Source organism: Micromonospora marincola (assembly GCF_056150385.1).
The window spans coordinates 63,256-80,100 of the sequence record NZ_JAXCFT010000022.1 but is presented as its reverse complement, the minus strand read 5'-3'; the positions used below and the strand labels follow the sequence as shown (position 1 = coordinate 80,100).

Below are 16,845 nucleotides of genomic sequence, written 5' to 3'. Positions count from 1 at the left end.
GTGGCTTCCCGGGCCTAGCGTGCGAGGCATGACCGATCTCCTCGCCCAGTTCGGGCAGTTGCCCACCACACTGCTGATGGGGCTGCTGGGCGTGGTGATGCTCGCCGACGCCGTACCCCTGCTCGGGGTGCTGGTCCCCGGTGACGCGGCGGTTCTCGCCGCGGTCGGCGCGGGCCGGCCGGCAGGTGGCGCGGCGGCGGTCGTGGCGGTGGTGGCCGGATGCCTGGCCGGCTGGTCGTTGAGCTTCCTCGCCGGGCGGCGCTGGGGCGCGCGGCTGCGCAGCGGCCGGCTGGGCGCCTGGATCGGCGAGTCCCGCTGGGCGGCGGCCGAGACGCTGCTGCACCGAGGTGGCGGCCGGATCGTGCTTGTGGCGCCGTTCCTGCCGGTGTTCAACGCGCTGTTGCCGCTTGCCGCCGGCGGTCTGCGGATGCCGTACCGGCGGTTCGTCACCTGCGCGGCGCTGGGCGCCACGGCGTGGGCCGGGCTCTACGTGGCGCTCGGGCTGGCCGCGCGGACGCTCACCGGCCTGCTGCCCGGCGCGCTCGATCCGACAGTGCTCACCATGGCGGTCGGGCTGCTGCTCGCCGGCCCGGTGCTGCTCGGCACCCGGCGCCGGCTGCGCGCGGTGACCGGCTGACCGGGCCGGGCCCGGCCGCCACGGGGGAGGCCGGACCCGCCGCGCTCACCAGCCGCGCGCCCGCCACTGCGGCACCGACGGCCGCTCGGCGCCGAGCGTGCTGTCCTTGCCGTGACCCGGATAGAACCAGGTCTCGTCCGGCAGCCGGCCGAAGAGCTTGGCCTCGACGTCGTCGATGAGCTGGCCGAACCGCTCCGGGTCCTGGTCGGTGTTGCCAATCCCACCGGGAAAGAGGGAGTCACCGGTGAAGAGGTGCGGCCCGCCGGCCGGGTCGCGGTAGAGCAGCGCGACCGACCCCGGGGTGTGCCCGCGCAGGTGGATCACCTCAAGCGCGCAGTCGCCGACCGCGACGGTGTCGCCCTCGCGCAGCGGCTCGGCGCCGATCGGCAGGCCCTCGGCGTCGTCGGCGTGCACGAGCGCGCGGGCGCCGGTCTTGGCGACCACCTCCTCCAGCGCGACCCAGTGGTCCATGTGCCGGTGGGTGGTCACCACCGTGGCGAGCCCGCCGTCGCCGATCAGCTCCAGCAGGCGGGGCGCCTCGTTGGCGGCGTCGATGAGCGCCTGCTCGCCGGTGGCCCGGCAGCGCAGCAGATAGGCGTTGTTGTCCATCGGGCCCACCGACAGCTTGGTCACGGTGAGTCGGTCGAGCTCGCGCACGGCCGGCGGACCGCCGGGCGTGACGTCTCCGGTGTAGGTCATGACGATGTTCAGATCCATTCCGGTGGGTTCGGCAGAGGGCCGTCGGGATCGACGGTGAGCAGCTCGCCGACGCCCCGGCCGGTCAGCCAGGCGGCGAGCTCCGGCGCGGGGCCGGTGACCGTGGGCGCACCCTCGGGGTCGCCCACGACGAGTTCGTGCGCGGCGCCGTCGACGCGCAGCACCATGGCCGGCGCGGCCGGGTCGCCGGCCAGCCCGGTCGTCACCTCGTGCAGCAGCCGCTTGGCGAACGCCTCCGACCAGTCCGACGGCAGGTAGCCGGCCGCCAGGTCGACGTGGTGCACCTCGATCTCGCGCAACCGGCCCCAGACCAGCAGCGCCGCCGGCCACGGACCGCGCCGGGCCTGCACCATCGCGCCCCACGCCGCCACCGGCATCGCCGCCACCGCCGCGTCGTAGCGCTGACCGCTGCGGCGCAGGTCGTCCAGGAGATCCGCCGGGCCCCGGCCGGCGCCCGCCTCGATGTCGGCGTTCCGCGCATCGATCGAGGCGTACATCGGGATCGGCTCGCCGGTGCGCGCGGCGGTGAGCAGGTTGACGAACCCGTCGGCGTTGCGGGCCAGGTGGGTGAGCACGTGCGCGCGGGTCCAGCCCGGCAACAGCGACGGCGCCGCGACGTCCGCGGCGGTCAGGCCGGAGACGGTACGCAGCAGCCTGTCGTTCGCCTCGGCCAGCTCGCCGGTCAACAGCAGGGGATCAGTCGTCATCGGGTCTGACCCTAGCGGTCCCGGACCCGCCCCGTCGCCGGGGAAATCGCTTTCGGCGCCTCGGGACGCCCCTTACCGTCGGGTCCGACAGCTTCGGTCGCGGCGTCGGGAGGGAGGTGGTGAACATGCCGGACGCAGCGCGCGTGTTCCGCCCTTCACCCCCACGACACCGATGAGGACACCATGACCCTTGATCTGACCGCCCTCGGCTGGGACGCCGACTGGGCGACCCACCTCGACCGACGCGCCGACCGCCGACCCGGGCGGGTGGCCCGGGTGGACCGGGGCGTGTGCACCGTGCTGCGCCCGGAGGGGCCGGTGCGGGCCAGCCTCGGCGGCGGCGTGCTCGCCGCCGCGGCCCGCGACCTGACCGCGTTGCCCTGCGCCGGCGACTGGGTGCTGCTTGTCACCTGGCCGGACGGCCCGGTCACCGTGGAGGCGGTGCTGCCGCGGCGCACAGCGCTGGTGCGGCGCACCGCCGGCAAGGACGCCAGCGGCCAGGTGCTGGCCGCAAACCTCGACGCCGCCGCGGTGGTCGAGCCGGTGCACCCGACTCCGGACGCCGCCCGGATCGAGCGGCTGCTCTCCCTGGCCCACGAGTCCGGCGCCGAGCCGCTGGTGGTGCTCACCAAGGCCGACCTGGCCGCCGACCCGGCCGCCGTGGCCCGGCAACTGGCCGAGTTGGCGCCCGGGGTGCCGGTGCTGCCGGTCAGCGCCGAACGGGGCACCGGCCTGGCGCCACTGCGCCGGCACGTCGTCCCGGGGCGCACGCTCGGCCTGCTCGGCCCGTCCGGCGCCGGCAAGTCGAGCCTGGTCAACGCGCTGGCCGGGGCCGACGTGATGCGTACCCAGGCGATCCGCCGCGCCGACGGCAAGGGCCGGCACACCACCACCTGGCGGGCGCTGGTGCCGCTGCCGGGTGGGGGAGCGGTGCTGGACACCCCCGGCGTACGGGCGGTCGGCCTGCTGGACGGCGCCGCCGGCCTGGACCGGGCCTTCGCCGACATCGCCGAGCTGGCCACCGGCTGCCGCTACGCCGACTGCGCGCACGACGCCGAGCCGGCCTGCGCGGTGCGGGACGCGGTGGACCGGGGCGAGCTGCCGGCACGCCGCTGGGAGAACTGGCGCCGGCTCCAGCGGGAGATCGCGTACGAGGGCGGGCGGCGCGCGACCCGGCTGGCCGCCGAGCGGCGGGGTGGCTGGCGGGCCGGGCGGCGGCGTGCCGGACGCCCGGCGACCCCGCCCTCGCCCGGCGCGTTCTGAGCTGGGGGAATGGTCGCGCGACGGAAGTTGTCACACCTCGGGGCTAGAGTTGCCGGGGCGCATTCCCCGCGCCCTGCAACTCGTGAAAACAGACTTAGCCCCATATTCTTCTTCCGGGAGCACACGCACCGTGGCCGACCGTCTGATCATCCGTGGCGCGCGCGAGCACAACCTGCGTGACGTCAGTCTCGACCTGCCCCGGGACGCTCTGATCGTCTTCACCGGGCTCTCCGGTTCGGGCAAGTCGAGCCTGGCGTTCGACACCATCTTCGCCGAGGGGCAGCGCCGTTACGTCGAGTCGCTGTCGTCGTACGCCCGGCAGTTCCTCGGTCAGATGGACAAGCCCGACGTCGACTTCATCGAGGGCCTGAGCCCCGCGGTCTCCATCGACCAGAAGTCCACCTCCCGCAACCCGCGCTCCACCGTCGGCACCATCACCGAGGTCTACGACTACCTGCGCCTGCTCTTCGCCCGGATCGGTGAGCCGCACTGCCCGGTCTGCGGCGAGCGGATCTCCAAGCAGAGCCCGCAGCAGATCGTCGACCGGGTGCTCGCCATGCCCGAGGGCACCCGCTTCATGGTGCTCGCGCCGGTGGTGCGTGGCCGCAAGGGCGAATACGTCGACCTCTTCGCCGAGTTGCAGGCCAAGGGCTACGCCCGGGCCCGGGTCGACGGCGTGGTGCATCCGCTGACCGAGCCGCCGAAGCTCAAGAAGCAGGAGAAGCACACCATCGAGGTGGTCATCGACCGGCTCAGCGTCAAGGCGGGCGCCAAGCAGCGGCTCACCGACTCGGTCGAGGCCGCGCTCGGCCTCTCCAGCGGCCTGGTTTTGCTCGACTTCGTCGATCTGCCCGAGGACGACCCGGCCCGCGAGCGCCGCTACTCCGAGCACCTGGCCTGCCCGAACGACCACCCGCTCGCGATCGAGGACCTGGAACCCCGGGTGTTCTCCTTCAACGCGCCCTACGGCGCCTGCCCGGAGTGCACCGGCCTGGGCACCAAGAAGGAGGTGGACCCCGAGCTGGTCATCCCGGACCCGGAGCGCACGCTGCGCGAGGGCGCGATCCAGCCCTGGGCCACCGGGCACAACCTGGAATACTTCCTGCGCCTGCTGGAGGCGCTCGGCGAGGCCGAACACTTCGACGTCGACACGCCGTGGCGGGCGCTGCCGTCCCGGGCGCAGAAGACGATCCTGCACGGCTCCGACGACCAGGTGCACGTCCGCTACCGCAACAAGTACGGCCGCGAGCGCTCCTACTACACCGGCTTCGAGGGCGTGGTGCAGTGGATCGAGCGCCGGCACACCGACACCGAGTCGGAGTGGTCCCGCGACAAGTACGAGGGCTACATGCGGGACGTGCCCTGTGCGGCCTGCGGCGGCACCCGGCTCAAGCCGGAGGTGCTCGCGGTCACCCTGGCCGGGCGGAGCATCGCCGAGGTCTGCAACCTCTCCGTGGGCGAGGCGGCCGACCTGCTCGCCGGCATCGAGCTGACCGACCGGCAGAAGATGATCGCCGAGCGCGTGCTCAAGGAGATCAACGCCCGGTTGAAGTTCCTGCTCGACGTCGGCCTGGACTACCTCTCCCTGGACCGGCCGGCGGGCACGCTCTCCGGCGGTGAGGCGCAGCGCATCCGGCTGGCCACCCAGATCGGCTCCGGCCTGGTCGGCGTGCTCTACGTGCTCGACGAGCCCTCGATCGGCCTGCACCAGCGGGACAACCACCGGCTGATCGAGACGCTGCTGCGGCTGCGCGGCCTGGGCAACACGCTGATCGTGGTCGAGCACGACGAGGACACCATCCGGGTGGCCGACTGGATCGTCGACATCGGTCCCGGCGCGGGCGAGCACGGCGGCAAGATCGTGCACAGCGGCTCGGTGCCGGCCCTGCTCGACAACGCCGAGTCGGTCACCGGGGCGTACCTGGCCGGGCGCAAGGCCATCCCGACGCCGGCCGTCCGCCGTCCGCAGACGCCGGGCCGGGAGCTCGTGGTGCACGGCGCGCGCGAGCACAACCTGCGAAACCTCACCGTGGGCTTCCCGCTCGGCCAGCTCATCGCGGTCACCGGGGTCAGCGGCTCGGGCAAGTCCACGCTCGTCAACGACATCCTCTACACGGTGCTCGCCAACCAGATCAACCGCGCCCGGCTGGTGCCCGGCCGGCACACCCGGGTCACCGGCCTGGAGCACGTGGACAAGGTCGTCGGCGTGGACCAGTCGCCGATCGGGCGCACCCCGCGCTCCAACGCGGCCACCTACACCGGGGTCTGGGACCACGTCCGCAAGCTCTTCGCCGAGACCACCGAGGCCAAGGTCCGGGGGTACGGCCCGGGCCGGTTCTCGTTCAACGTCAAGGGCGGGCGCTGCGAGGCGTGTTCCGGCGACGGCACCATCAAGATCGAGATGAACTTCCTGCCGGACGTCTACGTCCCCTGCGAGGTCTGCAAGGGCGCGCGTTACAACCGCGAGACGCTCGAGGTGCACTACAAGGGCCGCACGGTCGCCGAGGTGCTGGACATGCCGATCGAGGAGGCCGCCGAGTTCTTCTCCGCGATCCCGGCCATCCACCGGCACCTGAGGACGCTCGTCGACGTCGGCCTGGGCTACGTGCGGCTCGGTCAGCCCGCGCCGACGCTGTCCGGTGGTGAGGCGCAGCGCGTCAAGCTCGCCTCCGAGCTGCAGAAGCGCTCGACCGGCCGGACCGTCTACGTGCTCGACGAGCCCACCACCGGCCTGCACTTCGAGGACATCCGCAAGCTGCTGACGGTGCTTGAGGGCCTGGTCGACAAGGGCAACACGGTCATCACCATCGAGCACAACCTCGACGTGATCAAGACGGCCGACTGGCTGATCGACATGGGGCCCGAGGGCGGTCACCGGGGCGGCACGGTGCTCGCCACCGGCACCCCGGAGGAGGTCGCCGAGGTGCCGGAGAGCCACACCGGCGAGTTCCTGCGGCCGATCCTCAAGCTCGCGGGCGAGGCCAAGGGCGCCAAGGCGGCCACCACCCGGGCGGCCAAGGCCAACGGCGTCACGAAGTCGCGGGCCCGCAAGGTGCCGGCGGGGGCGCGCTGACCGACGCGTCCGCGCGGAATGCGGATGTTTACCCGTTCCGTGACGCCTCGGTATGAACCCGGCCACCACCCTGATGCGTGTAACACAGTGTGGCCACGGATCATGACCGGTGGCGACAGCCGAGAGGAAGGCCGGAGATGAGTGATGATCAGGCGCTGACCGGGCGGGTCACCCAGAGCCGCCGGGCGCTGCTCGCGGGCGCGGGCGCGGTGGGCGCGGCCGTGGTGCTCGCGGGCTGCGGCGACGACGACGCGACCCCGGGCCTCGCCCCGACCAGCGGGGGCCCGCCGGGCGCCACCGCGACCGGCGACGCCGGCGGCGGCAACCGGGACAGCAGCGGTCCGCTGGCCCGCACCGCCGACATCCCGGTCGGCGGCGGCACGGTGTACGCCAGCCAGGGCGTCGTCATCACCCAGCCCGAAGCCGGCCAGTTCAAGGCCTTCGACCCGATCTGCACCCACCAGGGGTGCCCGGTGTCGAACGTCGACGGCGGCACGATCAACTGCACCTGCCACAACAGCAGGTTCTCGATCACCGACGGCGCGGTGAAGGGCGGCCCGGCTACCGCGCCGCTCGCCGCCAAGCAGATCAAGGTCGAGGGCGACCAGATCACGCTTGCCTGACCGGCCGCGCCGCCCCCGTCCGCCGGGCGCGGGCGGGGGCGCGGCAACCGTCGGTGTCGGGGGTGGGGATTACGCTTGGGGTGTGGCTGACCCCTCGACCTACCGTCCCGCGACCGGCACCATTCCGGAGTCGCCAGGGGTCTACCGCTTCCGCGACGGCACCGGCCGGGTGATCTACGTGGGCAAGGCCCGCAACCTGCGCAGCCGGCTCAACTCCTACTTCGCCGACCCGGTCAACCTGCACCAGCGCACCAGGCAGATGGTCTTCACCGCCGAGTCGGTCGACTGGATCACCGTCGCCACCGAGGTGGAGGCGCTCCAGCAGGAATACACCTGGATCAAGCAGTACGATCCGAGGTTCAACGTCCGCTACCGCGACGACAAGTCCTACCCCTACCTGGCGGTCACCCTCGACGAGGAATACCCGCGGTTGCAGGTGATGCGCGGCGCCAAGCGCAAGGGGGTGCGCTACTTCGGTCCCTACTCGCACGCCTGGGCCATCCGCGAGACGCTCGACCTGCTGCTGCGCGTCTTCCCGGCGCGCACCTGCTCCTCCGGGGTGTTCAAGCGGGCCGGCCAGGTCGGCCGGCCCTGCCTGCTTGGTTACATCGGCAAGTGCTCGGCGCCGTGCGTCGGCACCGTCACCGCCGAGCGGCACCGGGAGATCGTCAACGGCTTCTGCGACTTCATGGCCGGCCGCACCGACACCATGGTCCGCCGGATCGAGAAGGACATGCTCGACGCCAGCGAGCAGTTGGAGTTCGAGCGGGCCGCCCGGCTGCGCGACGACGTGGCCGCGCTGCGCCGGGCGATGGAGAAGCAGACCGTGGTGCTCGGCGACGGCACCGACGCCGACGTGGTGGCGTTCGCCGACGACCCGCTCGAGGCCGCGGTGCAGGTCTTCCACGTGCGTGGCGGCCGGGTCCGGGGCCAGCGCGGCTGGGTGGTGGAGAAGACCGAGGAGCTGACCATGGGTGACCTCGTGCACCACTTCTGCACCCAGGTCTACGGCGGCGAGCAGGGCGAGGCCGACGTCCCGCGCGAGCTGCTCGTGCCCGAGTTGCCCGACGACGCCGAGGCGCTCGCCGACTGGCTCTCCGACCGGCGGGGCAGCCGGGTGTCGCTGCGGGTGCCGCAGCGTGGCGACAAACGTTCCCTGCTGGAGACCGTCGAGCGCAACGCGAAGGACGCGCTGGCCCGGCACAAACTGAAGCGCGCCGGTGACCTGACCACCCGCAGCCAGGCCCTCGACGAGATCGCCGACGCGCTCGCCATGCGCACCTCGCCGCTGCGCATCGAGTGTTTCGACGTGTCCCAGATCCAGGGCACCGACGTGGTCGCCAGCATGGTCGTGTTCGAGGACGGGCTGCCCCGCAAGAGCGAATACCGGCGGTTCATCGTGCGGGGCGCCACCGACGACCTCTCCGCCATGTCCGAGGTGCTGCGCCGGCGGTTCGCTCGTTACCTCGACGCCCGCGCCGAGACCGGGGAGCTGGGCGAGGAAACCGCCGCCGACCCCGACCGACCCGGCATCGACCCGACCACCGGGCGCCCGCGCCGGTTCGCGTACCCGCCGCAGTTGGTGGTGGTCGACGGTGGGCCGCCCCAGGTGGCCGCCGCCGCGAAGGCCCTGGCCGAGCTGGGCATCGACGACGTGGCGCTGTGCGGGCTGGCCAAGCGGCTGGAGGAGGTCTGGTTGCCCGACGACGACTACCCGGTCATCCTGCCGCGCACCTCCGAGGCGCTCTACCTGCTGCAACGGGTCCGCGACGAGGCGCACCGCTTCGCCATCACGTTCCACCGCCAGCGGCGCTCCAAGCGGATGACCGAGTCGGCGCTCGACAACGTGTCGGGCCTCGGTGAGGTCCGCCGCAAGGCGCTCCTGCGGCACTTCGGCTCGCTGAAACGGCTGTCCACGGCGACGGTGGAGGAGATCACCGAGGTGCCCGGCGTGGGCCGGCGCACGGCCGAGGCGATTCTCGCCGCCCTCGACGGCGCCGACTCCACCCCGGCCGCTTCCTCCTGAGCTGCCCTACCCGCTTCTCCTGACCTGCTCGCCCGCTCCGGGGGCGGGACGGTCGGGGCGCACGATCGTGGTGCTGCCCGTCCGCCCGGCCGACCACGTCAGCGCCGTGGGGCTCGTGGCGCTGGACAGTGCCGCCTATCCTTCGGGCGTATGGGAGCGATCAAGCCGTGGCATGTGTCCATCCTGGCGATCTGTTGTCTCCTGCCGACCGCGGTGGCTGTCGTCGGCGGGATCTGGGCGATTCTCCGCTCCCGGAAGCGCGGCTGACCGCACCCGGGGAGTCCCGTGCCCCTTGATCGACTCCACCTCGGCGAGGTGGCGGGGTTGGGCGCACCGGGATGCCGCCACCTCGGCGAGCTGGAGTCGATCAAGCAAGGGTTCTCGCCTTCCGGGATCCTTTTTCCACTTCTCGGGACGCTCAAGATCTTGGTACGAAAACGCCCCCGGAGGGGCCATGCCGTACCAAGATTGACCCGCGGACGGATTGCGTGGTTGCTGAGCGTGAAGGCCCCGGCGGGGCGGGATGACGCTGCCAGGTGTGCCTTTGCTCTGCAGCCTTATCCGCATCAGCTGGTTGAACTGCTCAGACGCCTGTGTCGCCGTCGTGGGTACGAGACCGGTTCGGTGACGGTGCGTGCGCAGTGCGCGGATGGGTGCAGAGCAGCGGCGGTTCGCGACCGCATCTCCTGACCACACAGGCGACGAGGGCCGTCCCCGAGAACGGGGTCGGCCCTCTCGTCACCCCTCGGCGAGGACGGTGAGGATGGCTTCGCCGTACTTGGCGAGCTTGTTCTCGCCCACGCCGTTGAACCGGGACAACTCGGCCAGCGAAGCCGGCGGCTCGGCCGCGATCTGGCGCAGCGTCGCGTCGTGGAAGATGACGTACGCGGGGACGCCCTGCTCCTTGGCGGTGGCGGCCCGCCAGGCGCGGAGCCGCTCGAAGACACCGGCGGCGGCGGGGGAGAGGTCGGCGACGACCGTCGCCGCGCCGCGGGGCTTCGCGGCCCGGCCGGACAGCGGACGCTCCGGCTCCTTGCGCAGCGTGACCGTGCGCCGCCGGCCGAGCACGTCGGCGCTGGCCTCGGTGAGCGCCAGCGTGCCGTAGTCGCCCTCCACGGCGAGCAGCCCTTCGGCGAGCAGTTGCCGCACCACGCCGCGCCACTCGGTGTCGCGCAGGTCGGTGCCGATGCCGAACGTGCTCAACGCGTCGTGGCCGTGCTGGTCGATCTTGTCGGTGTGCTTGCCGAGCAGGATGTCGATGCTGTGCCCGGCGCCGAACCGCTGGTTGCGTTCCCGGTCGAGCCGGTAGACGGTGGAGAGCAGCTTCTGCGCCGCGACCGTGCCGTCCCAGGACTCCGGCGGGTCGAGGCAGGTGTCGCAGTTGCCGCAGTTCGGCGCCCCGGTCTCGCCGAAGTATTCGAGCAGTTGGGCGCGGCGGCAGCGGACCGTCTCGCAGAGCGCCAGCATCGCGTCGAGGTGGGCGGCGAGGTTGCGCCGGTGCGCCAGGTCGCCCTCGGACGTCTCGATCATCTTGCGCTGCTGCACCACGTCCTGGAGCCCGTACGCCAGCCAGGCCGTGGACGGCAGCCCGTCGCGCCCGGCGCGGCCGGTCTCCTGGTAGTAGCCCTCCACCGACTTGGGCAGGTCGAGGTGGGCGACGAAGCGTACGTCGGGCTTGTCGATGCCCATGCCGAACGCGATGGTGGCCACCATCACCAGCCCGTCCTCCCGCAGGAAGCGCTGCTGGTTGGTGGCGCGGGTGCGCGCGTCGAGCCCGGCGTGGTAGGGCAGGGCCGGGATGCCGTTGGCGACCAGGAAGTCGGCGGTCTTCTCCACCGAGGCCCGGGACAGGCAGTAGACGATGCCGGCGTCGCCCGGGTGCTCGTCGCGCAGCAGGCTCAGCAACTGCCGGCGCGGCTCCCGTTTCGGCACGATCCGGTATTGGATGTTGGGCCGGTCGAAGCTGGCCACGAAGTGCCGGGCCTCGGTGAGCTGCAACCGGGTCGCGATCTCGGTACGGGTGGCCCGCGTCGCGGTGGCGGTCAGCGCGATCCGTGGCACCTGCGGCCAGCGTTCGTGCAGCATGGACAGGTTGAGGTAGTCGGGGCGGAAGTCGTGCCCCCACTGGGAGACGCAGTGCGCCTCGTCGATCGCGAACAGGGCGATCTTTCCGCGCTCCAGCAGGCCGAGGGTGGACCGCACCGCCAGCCCTTCCGGGGCCAGGTAGAGCAGGTCGAGGTCGCCGGCGAGATAGGCCGCCTCGACCCGACGCCGCTCGGCCGGGTCCTGCGTCGAGTTGAGGAAACCGGCCCGGACGCCGACCGCGGTGAGCGCGTCGACCTGGTCCTGCATGAGCGCGATCAGCGGCGAGACGACCACCGCCACGCCGTCGCGGACCAGCGCCGGGATCTGGTAGCAGAGTGACTTGCCGCCGCCGGTGGGCATGAGCACCAGCGCGTCGCCGCCGCCCACCACATGTTCGATGATGTCCTGCTGGACACCGCGGAAGGCGTCGTAGCCGAAGACCCGCTGCAACACGCCAAGCGCGTCGGAGGTCCGCTGCTCGGTGGGGGAGACCATCAGCGCAGTCTACGAGCGTCCCCCGACAGCCTTACGGAAGAAGCCCCGTCGTCCCGTCGCCGTCGCCCCAGCGGAGCCCGTCGACGCCGGCCGCGTGGTGGAAACCGGGGTGCCCGGTGACGTCCGCGCAGACCTCGTCGTCGGGCCCGACCCGACCGCAGAACACCGGCTCGATGTGGTTCCAGGCGTCGGCCCGGGACAGGAGCGCGCCGGTCGCGGGCACCTCCGGCCGCAGGATCGTCAGCCCCTCGGTGTAGACCACGGCCTGGTCGCGGGCCTCCTGCGCGTCGGCCGCCAGGTAGGTCAGGCGCAGCGTCCACCGGCGCGGCATCCGGTAGGCGCCGGCGGGCGCCTGGTTGCGGCCCGCCCGCCGCGCGCGCTCCGCCGGACTCCGATCGGGCGGAACTCGGGGGTACGGAGAGAGTGGGTGCGCCGTCGACAACGCGTGGCGATGGCGGCGCGGACCCGCTCGGACACGTCGGCCCCGTCGAGCATGGCGGCCAGGTCGTGGTGGAAGTCGGTCACCGTATGCTGCCTCTCCGTAGGCGGATGGTTGCGAACAGCTTGGACCACGTAGCTTCAAAGCGCAACGTCGCATTTCCTTCTTGCCTTTCGGTTGCGGTGGGAGAAAAATCGACTACTCCCGGTGGAGGTGAGTGTCGATGGCGCAGGTGCCGAGTCCGACGATCAGAGCCCGTCGTCTGCGGCGCGAACTGCGTCGTCTGCGGGATCGCGCCGGCCACACCGCCGAGGAGGTGGCCAAGATCCTCGGCTGGCACCGCACCAAGGTCATCCGCATGGAGCAGGGGCACTCCCGGGTGATGCCCAAGGACATGCCGCCGCTGCTCGACCTCTACGAGGCCACCGAGTCCGAGCGGGAGCTGCTGGCCACGCTGCTCCGCCAGTCCCGGCTGAAGGGCTGGTGGAGCGCGTACGGCGACGTGTTGCCGGACAACTACGTCGGCTTCGAGGCGGAGGCCACGTCGATAAGCTCGTTCGAGAGCCTCTACGTGCCCGGCCTGTTGCAGACCGAGGAGTACGTCCGCGCCATCGTCCGGGCCGGTCGCAGCACCGCCGACCAGGACGAGATCGATCGACGAGTAGCCGCCCGACTCGGCCGCAAGACCCTGCTCTCGCGGGACGCGCCGCCGAAGCTGTGGATGGTGCTCGACGAGGCGGTGGTGCGCCGCGTCGTGGGTGGCCCGGAGGTGATGCAGGCGCAGCTCACCCGCCTGATCGAAGCGTGCGACCTGCCCACCGTGGAGATCCAGATCCTGCCCTTCGTGGCTGGCGCGCATGCGGCCATGGGCGGCCCGTTCACCCTGCTCGACTACGCCGATCCAATCCTGGACCCCACGGTCGTCTACCTCGACAACGACTCCAGCACGCTTCTCTTGGAAGAGGCGAGGCACGTCGCCCGATATAGACTCATGTTCGACCACCTCATGGCCAAGGCGCTCGACCCGGACGAGTCCGCAGGCTTCCTGGCTCGGGTGGCCGACGACTACTGACCCAGCGGCTGAGGAGCCCGAACGATGACTGCTCCGGACGTTCACGCGGCGATATGGCGTAGGAGCAGCCGGAGCAGCGCGAGTGGCTCGAACTGTGTCGAGGTGGCCGACCTGCCTGGCGCGTTGGCGGTGCGTGACTCCAAGGACCCGGATGGGCCGACCCTGCTCTTCACCCGCCACGCCTGGTCGTCCTTCGTCGTCGACCTGCGGCGCGACTGACAGCTCGCCGCCCGCCACGACCTGCCCGCCCCGCCCCGCTGCTTCACGGAAACTGCGGCTAATCCGGCAGCTATAGCCACTCTTCCCGTGAAACAGCGGAGATGCGGGAGCGCGGGGGAGGGACGGGTGGGACGGGGGGCGGGAAATCGGACGACCCGCTGTTCCGGTGGTCACCCCGTGGAATCCCGGGCGGGGGCTCAGCCGTTAGAGTCGGCGACTGACCATGCGCGGCCGACCGGCCGCGGCGCCAGGCTGGGGGTAGCGGTGAGCGAGGCGCGAACGGTGGACGATCTGGTGCCGACCGGCGCGGAGACAACGATGGGGAGGCCGGCGCCGGCCGAGGCGGAGACCTCCCTGGTGGTGGTGACCGGCCTCTCCGGCGGTGGCCGCAGCACGGTGGCCCGGGCGTTGGAGAACGTCGGCTACTACGTGGTCGACAACCTGCCCCAGGCGCTGCTGCTGGACATGGCCGAGCTGGCGTTCAAGGCCGGCGGCGCGGCCCGGCGTACGGCGATGGTGCTGGACGTGCGGTCGCGCGCCTTCTCCACCGACCTGGCCGGCGCGATCCGGGAGTTGCGCGAGCGCGGCTTCCAGCCCCGGGTGGTCTTCGTCGACGCCGACGACGAGGTGCTGATCCGCCGGTTCGAGAGCGTGCGTCGCTCGCACCCGTTGCAGGGCGACGGGCGGCTGGCCGACGGCATCGCGGTCGAGCGGGCGCTGCTGGAGGAGGCCCGCGACCAAGCCGACGTGATCATCGACACCAGCCACCTGAACGTCAACCAGCTCCGTCGCCGGGTCGAGGAACTGTTCGGCGGGGAGGACGCCCGCCGGCTGCGGATCACCGTGCTGTCGTTCGGCTTCAAGTACGGCCTTCCGCCGGACGCCGACTTCGTGATGGACGCCCGGTTCCTGCCCAACCCGTACTGGGTGCCGGAGCTGCGTGAGCACACCGGCCGGGAGGAGGCGGTCAGCGCGTACGTGCTGGGTCAGGAGGGCGCGGACGGGTTCGTCGCCGGCTACGCCGACCTGGTCAACGCCACCACCGCCGGTTTCGAGCGGGAGGGCAAGCGCTACCTGACCGTGGCGGTCGGTTGCACCGGCGGCAAGCACCGCAGCGTGGCGATCGCCGAGGAGTTGGCCGCCCGGCTGCGCGCGTCAGGCATCGCCGCCCACGCGCAGCACCGGGACCTGGGGCGGGAGTGACCCCGACCAGGGTGGTCGCGTTCGGCGGCGGCCACGGGCTGTCGGCGTCCCTGCGGGCGCTGCGGCACTGCGTACCCGGACTGGACCTGGACATCACCGCGGTGGTCACGGTCGGTGACGACGGCGGCTCCAGCGGCCGGTTGCGGGCCGAGCGCGGCGGACTGCCCCCGGGTGACCTGCGGCAGGCGCTCGTGGCGCTCTCCGGTGACCACCCGGCGACGCGGCGCAGCGCGGCGCTGTTCCAGCACCGTTTCGCCGCCGTGGCGACGCCCGCGCCGACGCTCGGCGCGGCGGCGCCGGCCGGCGGGATGGGCGACCCGCTCGCCGGTCACGCGGTCGGCAACCTGCTGCTGCACGGGCTGGTCGAGTTGCTCGGCGACCCGGTGGCCGCGCTCGACCACGCCGGGGCGATGCTCGGCGCGGTCGGTCGGGTGCTGCCGATGTCGCGGCAGCCGGTGGGCATCGAGGCGCGGGTCCGGGGCGCCGACCCGGCCCACCCGGACGAGGTGTCCACGGTGCGCGGCCAGCACCAGGTGGCGGTCACCCCGGGCACGGTCGAGTCGCTGCGGCTCGCCCCGGCCGCGCCGGCCGCGTGCGCCGAGGCGGTGACCGCGGTACGCGCCGCCGACTGGCTGATCTTCGGGCCGGGCAGTTGGTACACGAGCGTGCTGCCGCACCTGCTGGTGCCCGGCCTGGCCGACGCGATCGTGTCCAGCCCGGCGCGGCGGCTGGTGACGTTGAACCTGGTGGCCGAGAAGGAGACGTCCGGGTTGTCCCTGCCCGACCATTTGGACACCCTGCGGCGCTATCTGCCCGAGCTGAAGGTGGACATGGTGCTCGCCGACTCCACGGCGGTGGGTGATCCCGTGGCGGTCGAACGTGCGGCAGAATCGCTTGGTGCCCGGCTGGTCCTCGCTCCCGTCGCCGTCACCGACGGCACACCCCGTCATGATCCGGCCGCCCTGGGCGCCGCACTGGTGCCTGTCCTGGGCGCCGATCGTTAGACACGTACGTAATCACCGGCGACACGCCGGTACCGGTCCGTGAGGGGGCGCTGGAATGGCGATGACGGCTGCGGTCAAGGACGAGCTGAGTCGGGTCGACGTGCCCAAGCCCTGCTGCCGCCGGGCGGAGATGGCCGCCCTGCTGCGGTTCGCCGGCGGCCTGCACATCGTGTCGGGTCGCGTGGTGGTCGAGGCGGAGCTGGACACCGGCGCGGTGGCCCGCCGGCTGCGGCGGGAGGTCGCCGAGGTCTACGGCTACCCGAGTGAGATCCACGTGCTCGCCTCGGGTGGCCTGCGCAAGGGCAGTCACTTCATCGTGCGTGTGGTCAAGGACGGCGAGGCGCTCGCCCGGCAGACCGGCCTGCTCGACGTGCGGGGCCGCCCGGTGCGGGGCCTGCCGCCGCACGTGGTGGCCGCGAACGTCTGCTGCGCGGTGTCCGCTTGGCGGGGCGCGTTCATGGCACACGGCTCGCTCACCGAGCCGGGTCGCTCCAGCGCGTTGGAGATCACCTGCCCGGGGCCGGAGTCGGCGCTCGCGCTCGTCGGCGCCGCCCGCCGCATCGGCATCGCCGCCAAGAACCGTGAGGTGCGCGGCGTGGACCGGGTCGTGGTCAAGGACGGCGACGCGATCGCCGCGTTGCTCACCCGCGTCGGCGCGCACTCAAGCGTGCTGGCCTGGGAGGAGCGGCGGGTACGCCGGGAGGTGCGCGCGACCGCCAACCGGCTGGCCAACTTCGACGACGCCAACCTGCGCCGCTCGGCGCGTGCCGCGGTGGCCGCCGCCGCCCGGGTCACCCGGGCGCTGGAGATCCTCGCCGACGACGCGCCGAACCACCTGACCTCGGCCGGCCGGCTGCGGCTGGAGCACCGCCAGGCGTCCCTGGAGGAGTTGGGCGCGCTCGCCGAGCCGCCGCTGACCAAGGACGCGATCGCCGGCCGGATCCGCCGGTTGCTCGCGCTTGCCGACAAAAGAGCCCGTGACCTGGGCATCCCGGATACCGAAGCGGCAGTCACGCCGGACATGCTCGTGGTCTGATAGGACGGTGGGGCGACGTCGCACGAGCGGGACCACCACCCGCCCGAGCGTGCCGCCGCGCGCTCGGATAGGGTCGCTGCGTACGGCAAGGGGGCCGGCACAGGCACTCTCGCCGTCATCACCGCCTCGGGCGGTCAGGTCCCCAGAGACCGCGGCGGGGTGGCCGAGATGAATCGTCAACGGCCGGCTCGAACGGTCGGCGCACACACCTTCGCCGGCCGTGGTCTGACGCCGGCGGACCAGAAC

At 72.5% G+C, this 16,845-nt stretch carries 14 protein-coding genes; 10 read left to right on the top strand and 4 right to left on the bottom strand.

Annotation, left to right across the window (positions count from 1 at the left end; translation table 11 throughout):
* Positions 1 to 28 precede the first annotated feature (28 nt).
* On the top strand, positions 29 to 637 hold the full coding sequence (locus SM450_RS28305; RefSeq protein WP_474622830.1) for a DedA family protein: 609 nt from the start codon (positions 29 to 31) through the stop codon (positions 635 to 637).
* A 45-nt stretch (positions 638 to 682) separates the two neighbouring features.
* Here SM450_RS28305 and SM450_RS28300 read toward each other — a convergent pair whose 3' ends face one another.
* Both SM450_RS28300 and SM450_RS28295 read right to left on the bottom strand, forming a co-directional pair.
* Complete coding sequence (locus SM450_RS28300; protein WP_474622829.1) at positions 683 to 1,336, bottom strand: MBL fold metallo-hydrolase; 654 nt, start codon at positions 1,334 to 1,336, stop codon at positions 683 to 685.
* Between the two features lie 8 nt (positions 1,337 to 1,344).
* The gene (locus SM450_RS28295) at positions 1,345 to 2,061 is read right to left on the bottom strand and encodes a maleylpyruvate isomerase family mycothiol-dependent enzyme (RefSeq protein ID WP_474622828.1); all 717 of its coding nucleotides are present in this window, start codon (positions 2,059 to 2,061) and stop codon (positions 1,345 to 1,347) included.
* A gap of 183 nt (positions 2,062 to 2,244) precedes the next feature.
* Between SM450_RS28295 and rsgA the strand changes: the two genes are divergently transcribed.
* The 4 genes from rsgA to uvrC all read left to right on the top strand — a co-directional run bounded on the left by rsgA (position 2,245) and on the right by uvrC (position 9,046).
* Positions 2,245 to 3,324, top strand: coding sequence for a ribosome small subunit-dependent GTPase A (rsgA, locus tag SM450_RS28290; RefSeq protein ID WP_474622827.1), 1,080 nt, complete (start codon positions 2,245 to 2,247; stop codon positions 3,322 to 3,324).
* A gap of 130 nt (positions 3,325 to 3,454) precedes the next feature.
* Complete coding sequence (uvrA, locus tag SM450_RS28285) at positions 3,455 to 6,397, top strand: excinuclease ABC subunit UvrA (protein ID WP_474622826.1); 2,943 nt, start codon at positions 3,455 to 3,457, stop codon at positions 6,395 to 6,397.
* A gap of 137 nt (positions 6,398 to 6,534) precedes the next feature.
* Positions 6,535 to 7,020 carry a Rieske (2Fe-2S) protein gene (locus tag SM450_RS28280; protein WP_474622825.1) on the top strand — a complete coding sequence of 162 codons (486 nt, stop codon included), beginning with the start codon at positions 6,535 to 6,537 and terminating at the stop codon, positions 7,018 to 7,020.
* Positions 7,021 to 7,102: 82 nt separating this feature from the next.
* Positions 7,103 to 9,046 carry an excinuclease ABC subunit UvrC gene (gene uvrC, locus SM450_RS28275; RefSeq protein WP_474622824.1) on the top strand — a complete coding sequence of 648 codons (1,944 nt, stop codon included), beginning with the start codon at positions 7,103 to 7,105 and terminating at the stop codon, positions 9,044 to 9,046.
* Positions 9,047 to 9,784: 738 nt separating this feature from the next.
* On the opposite strand, the gene recQ is transcribed toward uvrC, so the two are convergent.
* Both recQ and SM450_RS28265 read right to left on the bottom strand, forming a co-directional pair.
* Positions 9,785 to 11,626 carry a DNA helicase RecQ gene (gene recQ / locus SM450_RS28270; protein ID WP_474622823.1) on the bottom strand — a complete coding sequence of 614 codons (1,842 nt, stop codon included), beginning with the start codon at positions 11,624 to 11,626 and terminating at the stop codon, positions 9,785 to 9,787.
* Between the two features lie 31 nt (positions 11,627 to 11,657).
* Positions 11,658 to 11,957, bottom strand: coding sequence for a hypothetical protein (locus SM450_RS28265; RefSeq protein ID WP_474622822.1), 300 nt, complete (start codon positions 11,955 to 11,957; stop codon positions 11,658 to 11,660).
* A gap of 331 nt (positions 11,958 to 12,288) precedes the next feature.
* Here SM450_RS28265 and SM450_RS28260 point away from each other — a divergent pair, with 331 nt between their 5' ends.
* From SM450_RS28260 to whiA, 5 genes are all read left to right on the top strand, one after another.
* Positions 12,289 to 13,137, top strand: a complete 849-nt coding sequence (locus SM450_RS28260; RefSeq protein ID WP_474622821.1) for a helix-turn-helix domain-containing protein — start codon at positions 12,289 to 12,291, stop codon at positions 13,135 to 13,137.
* 24 nt (positions 13,138 to 13,161) lie between these two features.
* Positions 13,162 to 13,356 (top strand): DUF397 domain-containing protein, encoded by a 195-nt coding sequence (locus tag SM450_RS28255; protein ID WP_474622820.1) that lies wholly within the window; start codon positions 13,162 to 13,164, stop codon positions 13,354 to 13,356.
* 318 nt (positions 13,357 to 13,674) lie between these two features.
* Entirely contained in the window at positions 13,675 to 14,559 is an 885-nt protein-coding gene (gene rapZ / locus SM450_RS28250) for an RNase adapter RapZ (protein ID WP_474622843.1), read from the top strand.
* Positions 14,556 to 15,563 carry a gluconeogenesis factor YvcK family protein gene (locus SM450_RS28245; protein ID WP_474622819.1) on the top strand — a complete coding sequence of 336 codons (1,008 nt, stop codon included), beginning with the start codon at positions 14,556 to 14,558 and terminating at the stop codon, positions 15,561 to 15,563. The genes rapZ and SM450_RS28245 overlap by 4 nt, the downstream gene beginning before the upstream one ends.
* A gap of 55 nt (positions 15,564 to 15,618) precedes the next feature.
* Entirely contained in the window at positions 15,619 to 16,599 is a 981-nt protein-coding gene (whiA, locus tag SM450_RS28240; protein WP_474622818.1) for a DNA-binding protein WhiA, read from the top strand.
* Positions 16,600 to 16,845: the final 246 nt, after the last annotated feature.

Bases quoted from the DNA above. Each gene is read 5' to 3' on its own strand.
- SM450_RS28305 (WP_474622830.1), top strand. From the start codon at position 29: ATGACCGATCTCCTCGCCCAGTTCGGGCAGTTGCCCACCACACTGCTG.
- SM450_RS28300 (WP_474622829.1), bottom strand. From the start codon at position 1,336: ATGACCTACACCGGAGACGTCACGCCCGGCGGTCCGCCGGCCGTGCGC.
- SM450_RS28295 (WP_474622828.1), bottom strand. From the start codon at position 2,061: ATGACGACTGATCCCCTGCTGTTGACCGGCGAGCTGGCCGAGGCGAAC.
- rsgA (WP_474622827.1), top strand. From the start codon at position 2,245: ATGACCCTTGATCTGACCGCCCTCGGCTGGGACGCCGACTGGGCGACC.
- SM450_RS28280 (WP_474622825.1), top strand. From the start codon at position 6,535: ATGAGTGATGATCAGGCGCTGACCGGGCGGGTCACCCAGAGCCGCCGG.
- recQ (WP_474622823.1), bottom strand. From the start codon at position 11,626: ATGGTCTCCCCCACCGAGCAGCGGACCTCCGACGCGCTTGGCGTGTTG.
- SM450_RS28265 (WP_474622822.1), bottom strand. From the start codon at position 11,957: ATGCCGCGCCGGTGGACGCTGCGCCTGACCTACCTGGCGGCCGACGCG.
- SM450_RS28260 (WP_474622821.1), top strand. From the start codon at position 12,289: ATGGCGCAGGTGCCGAGTCCGACGATCAGAGCCCGTCGTCTGCGGCGC.
- SM450_RS28255 (WP_474622820.1), top strand. From the start codon at position 13,162: ATGACTGCTCCGGACGTTCACGCGGCGATATGGCGTAGGAGCAGCCGG.
- rapZ (WP_474622843.1), top strand. From the start codon at position 13,675: ATGGGGAGGCCGGCGCCGGCCGAGGCGGAGACCTCCCTGGTGGTGGTG.
- whiA (WP_474622818.1), top strand. From the start codon at position 15,619: ATGGCGATGACGGCTGCGGTCAAGGACGAGCTGAGTCGGGTCGACGTG.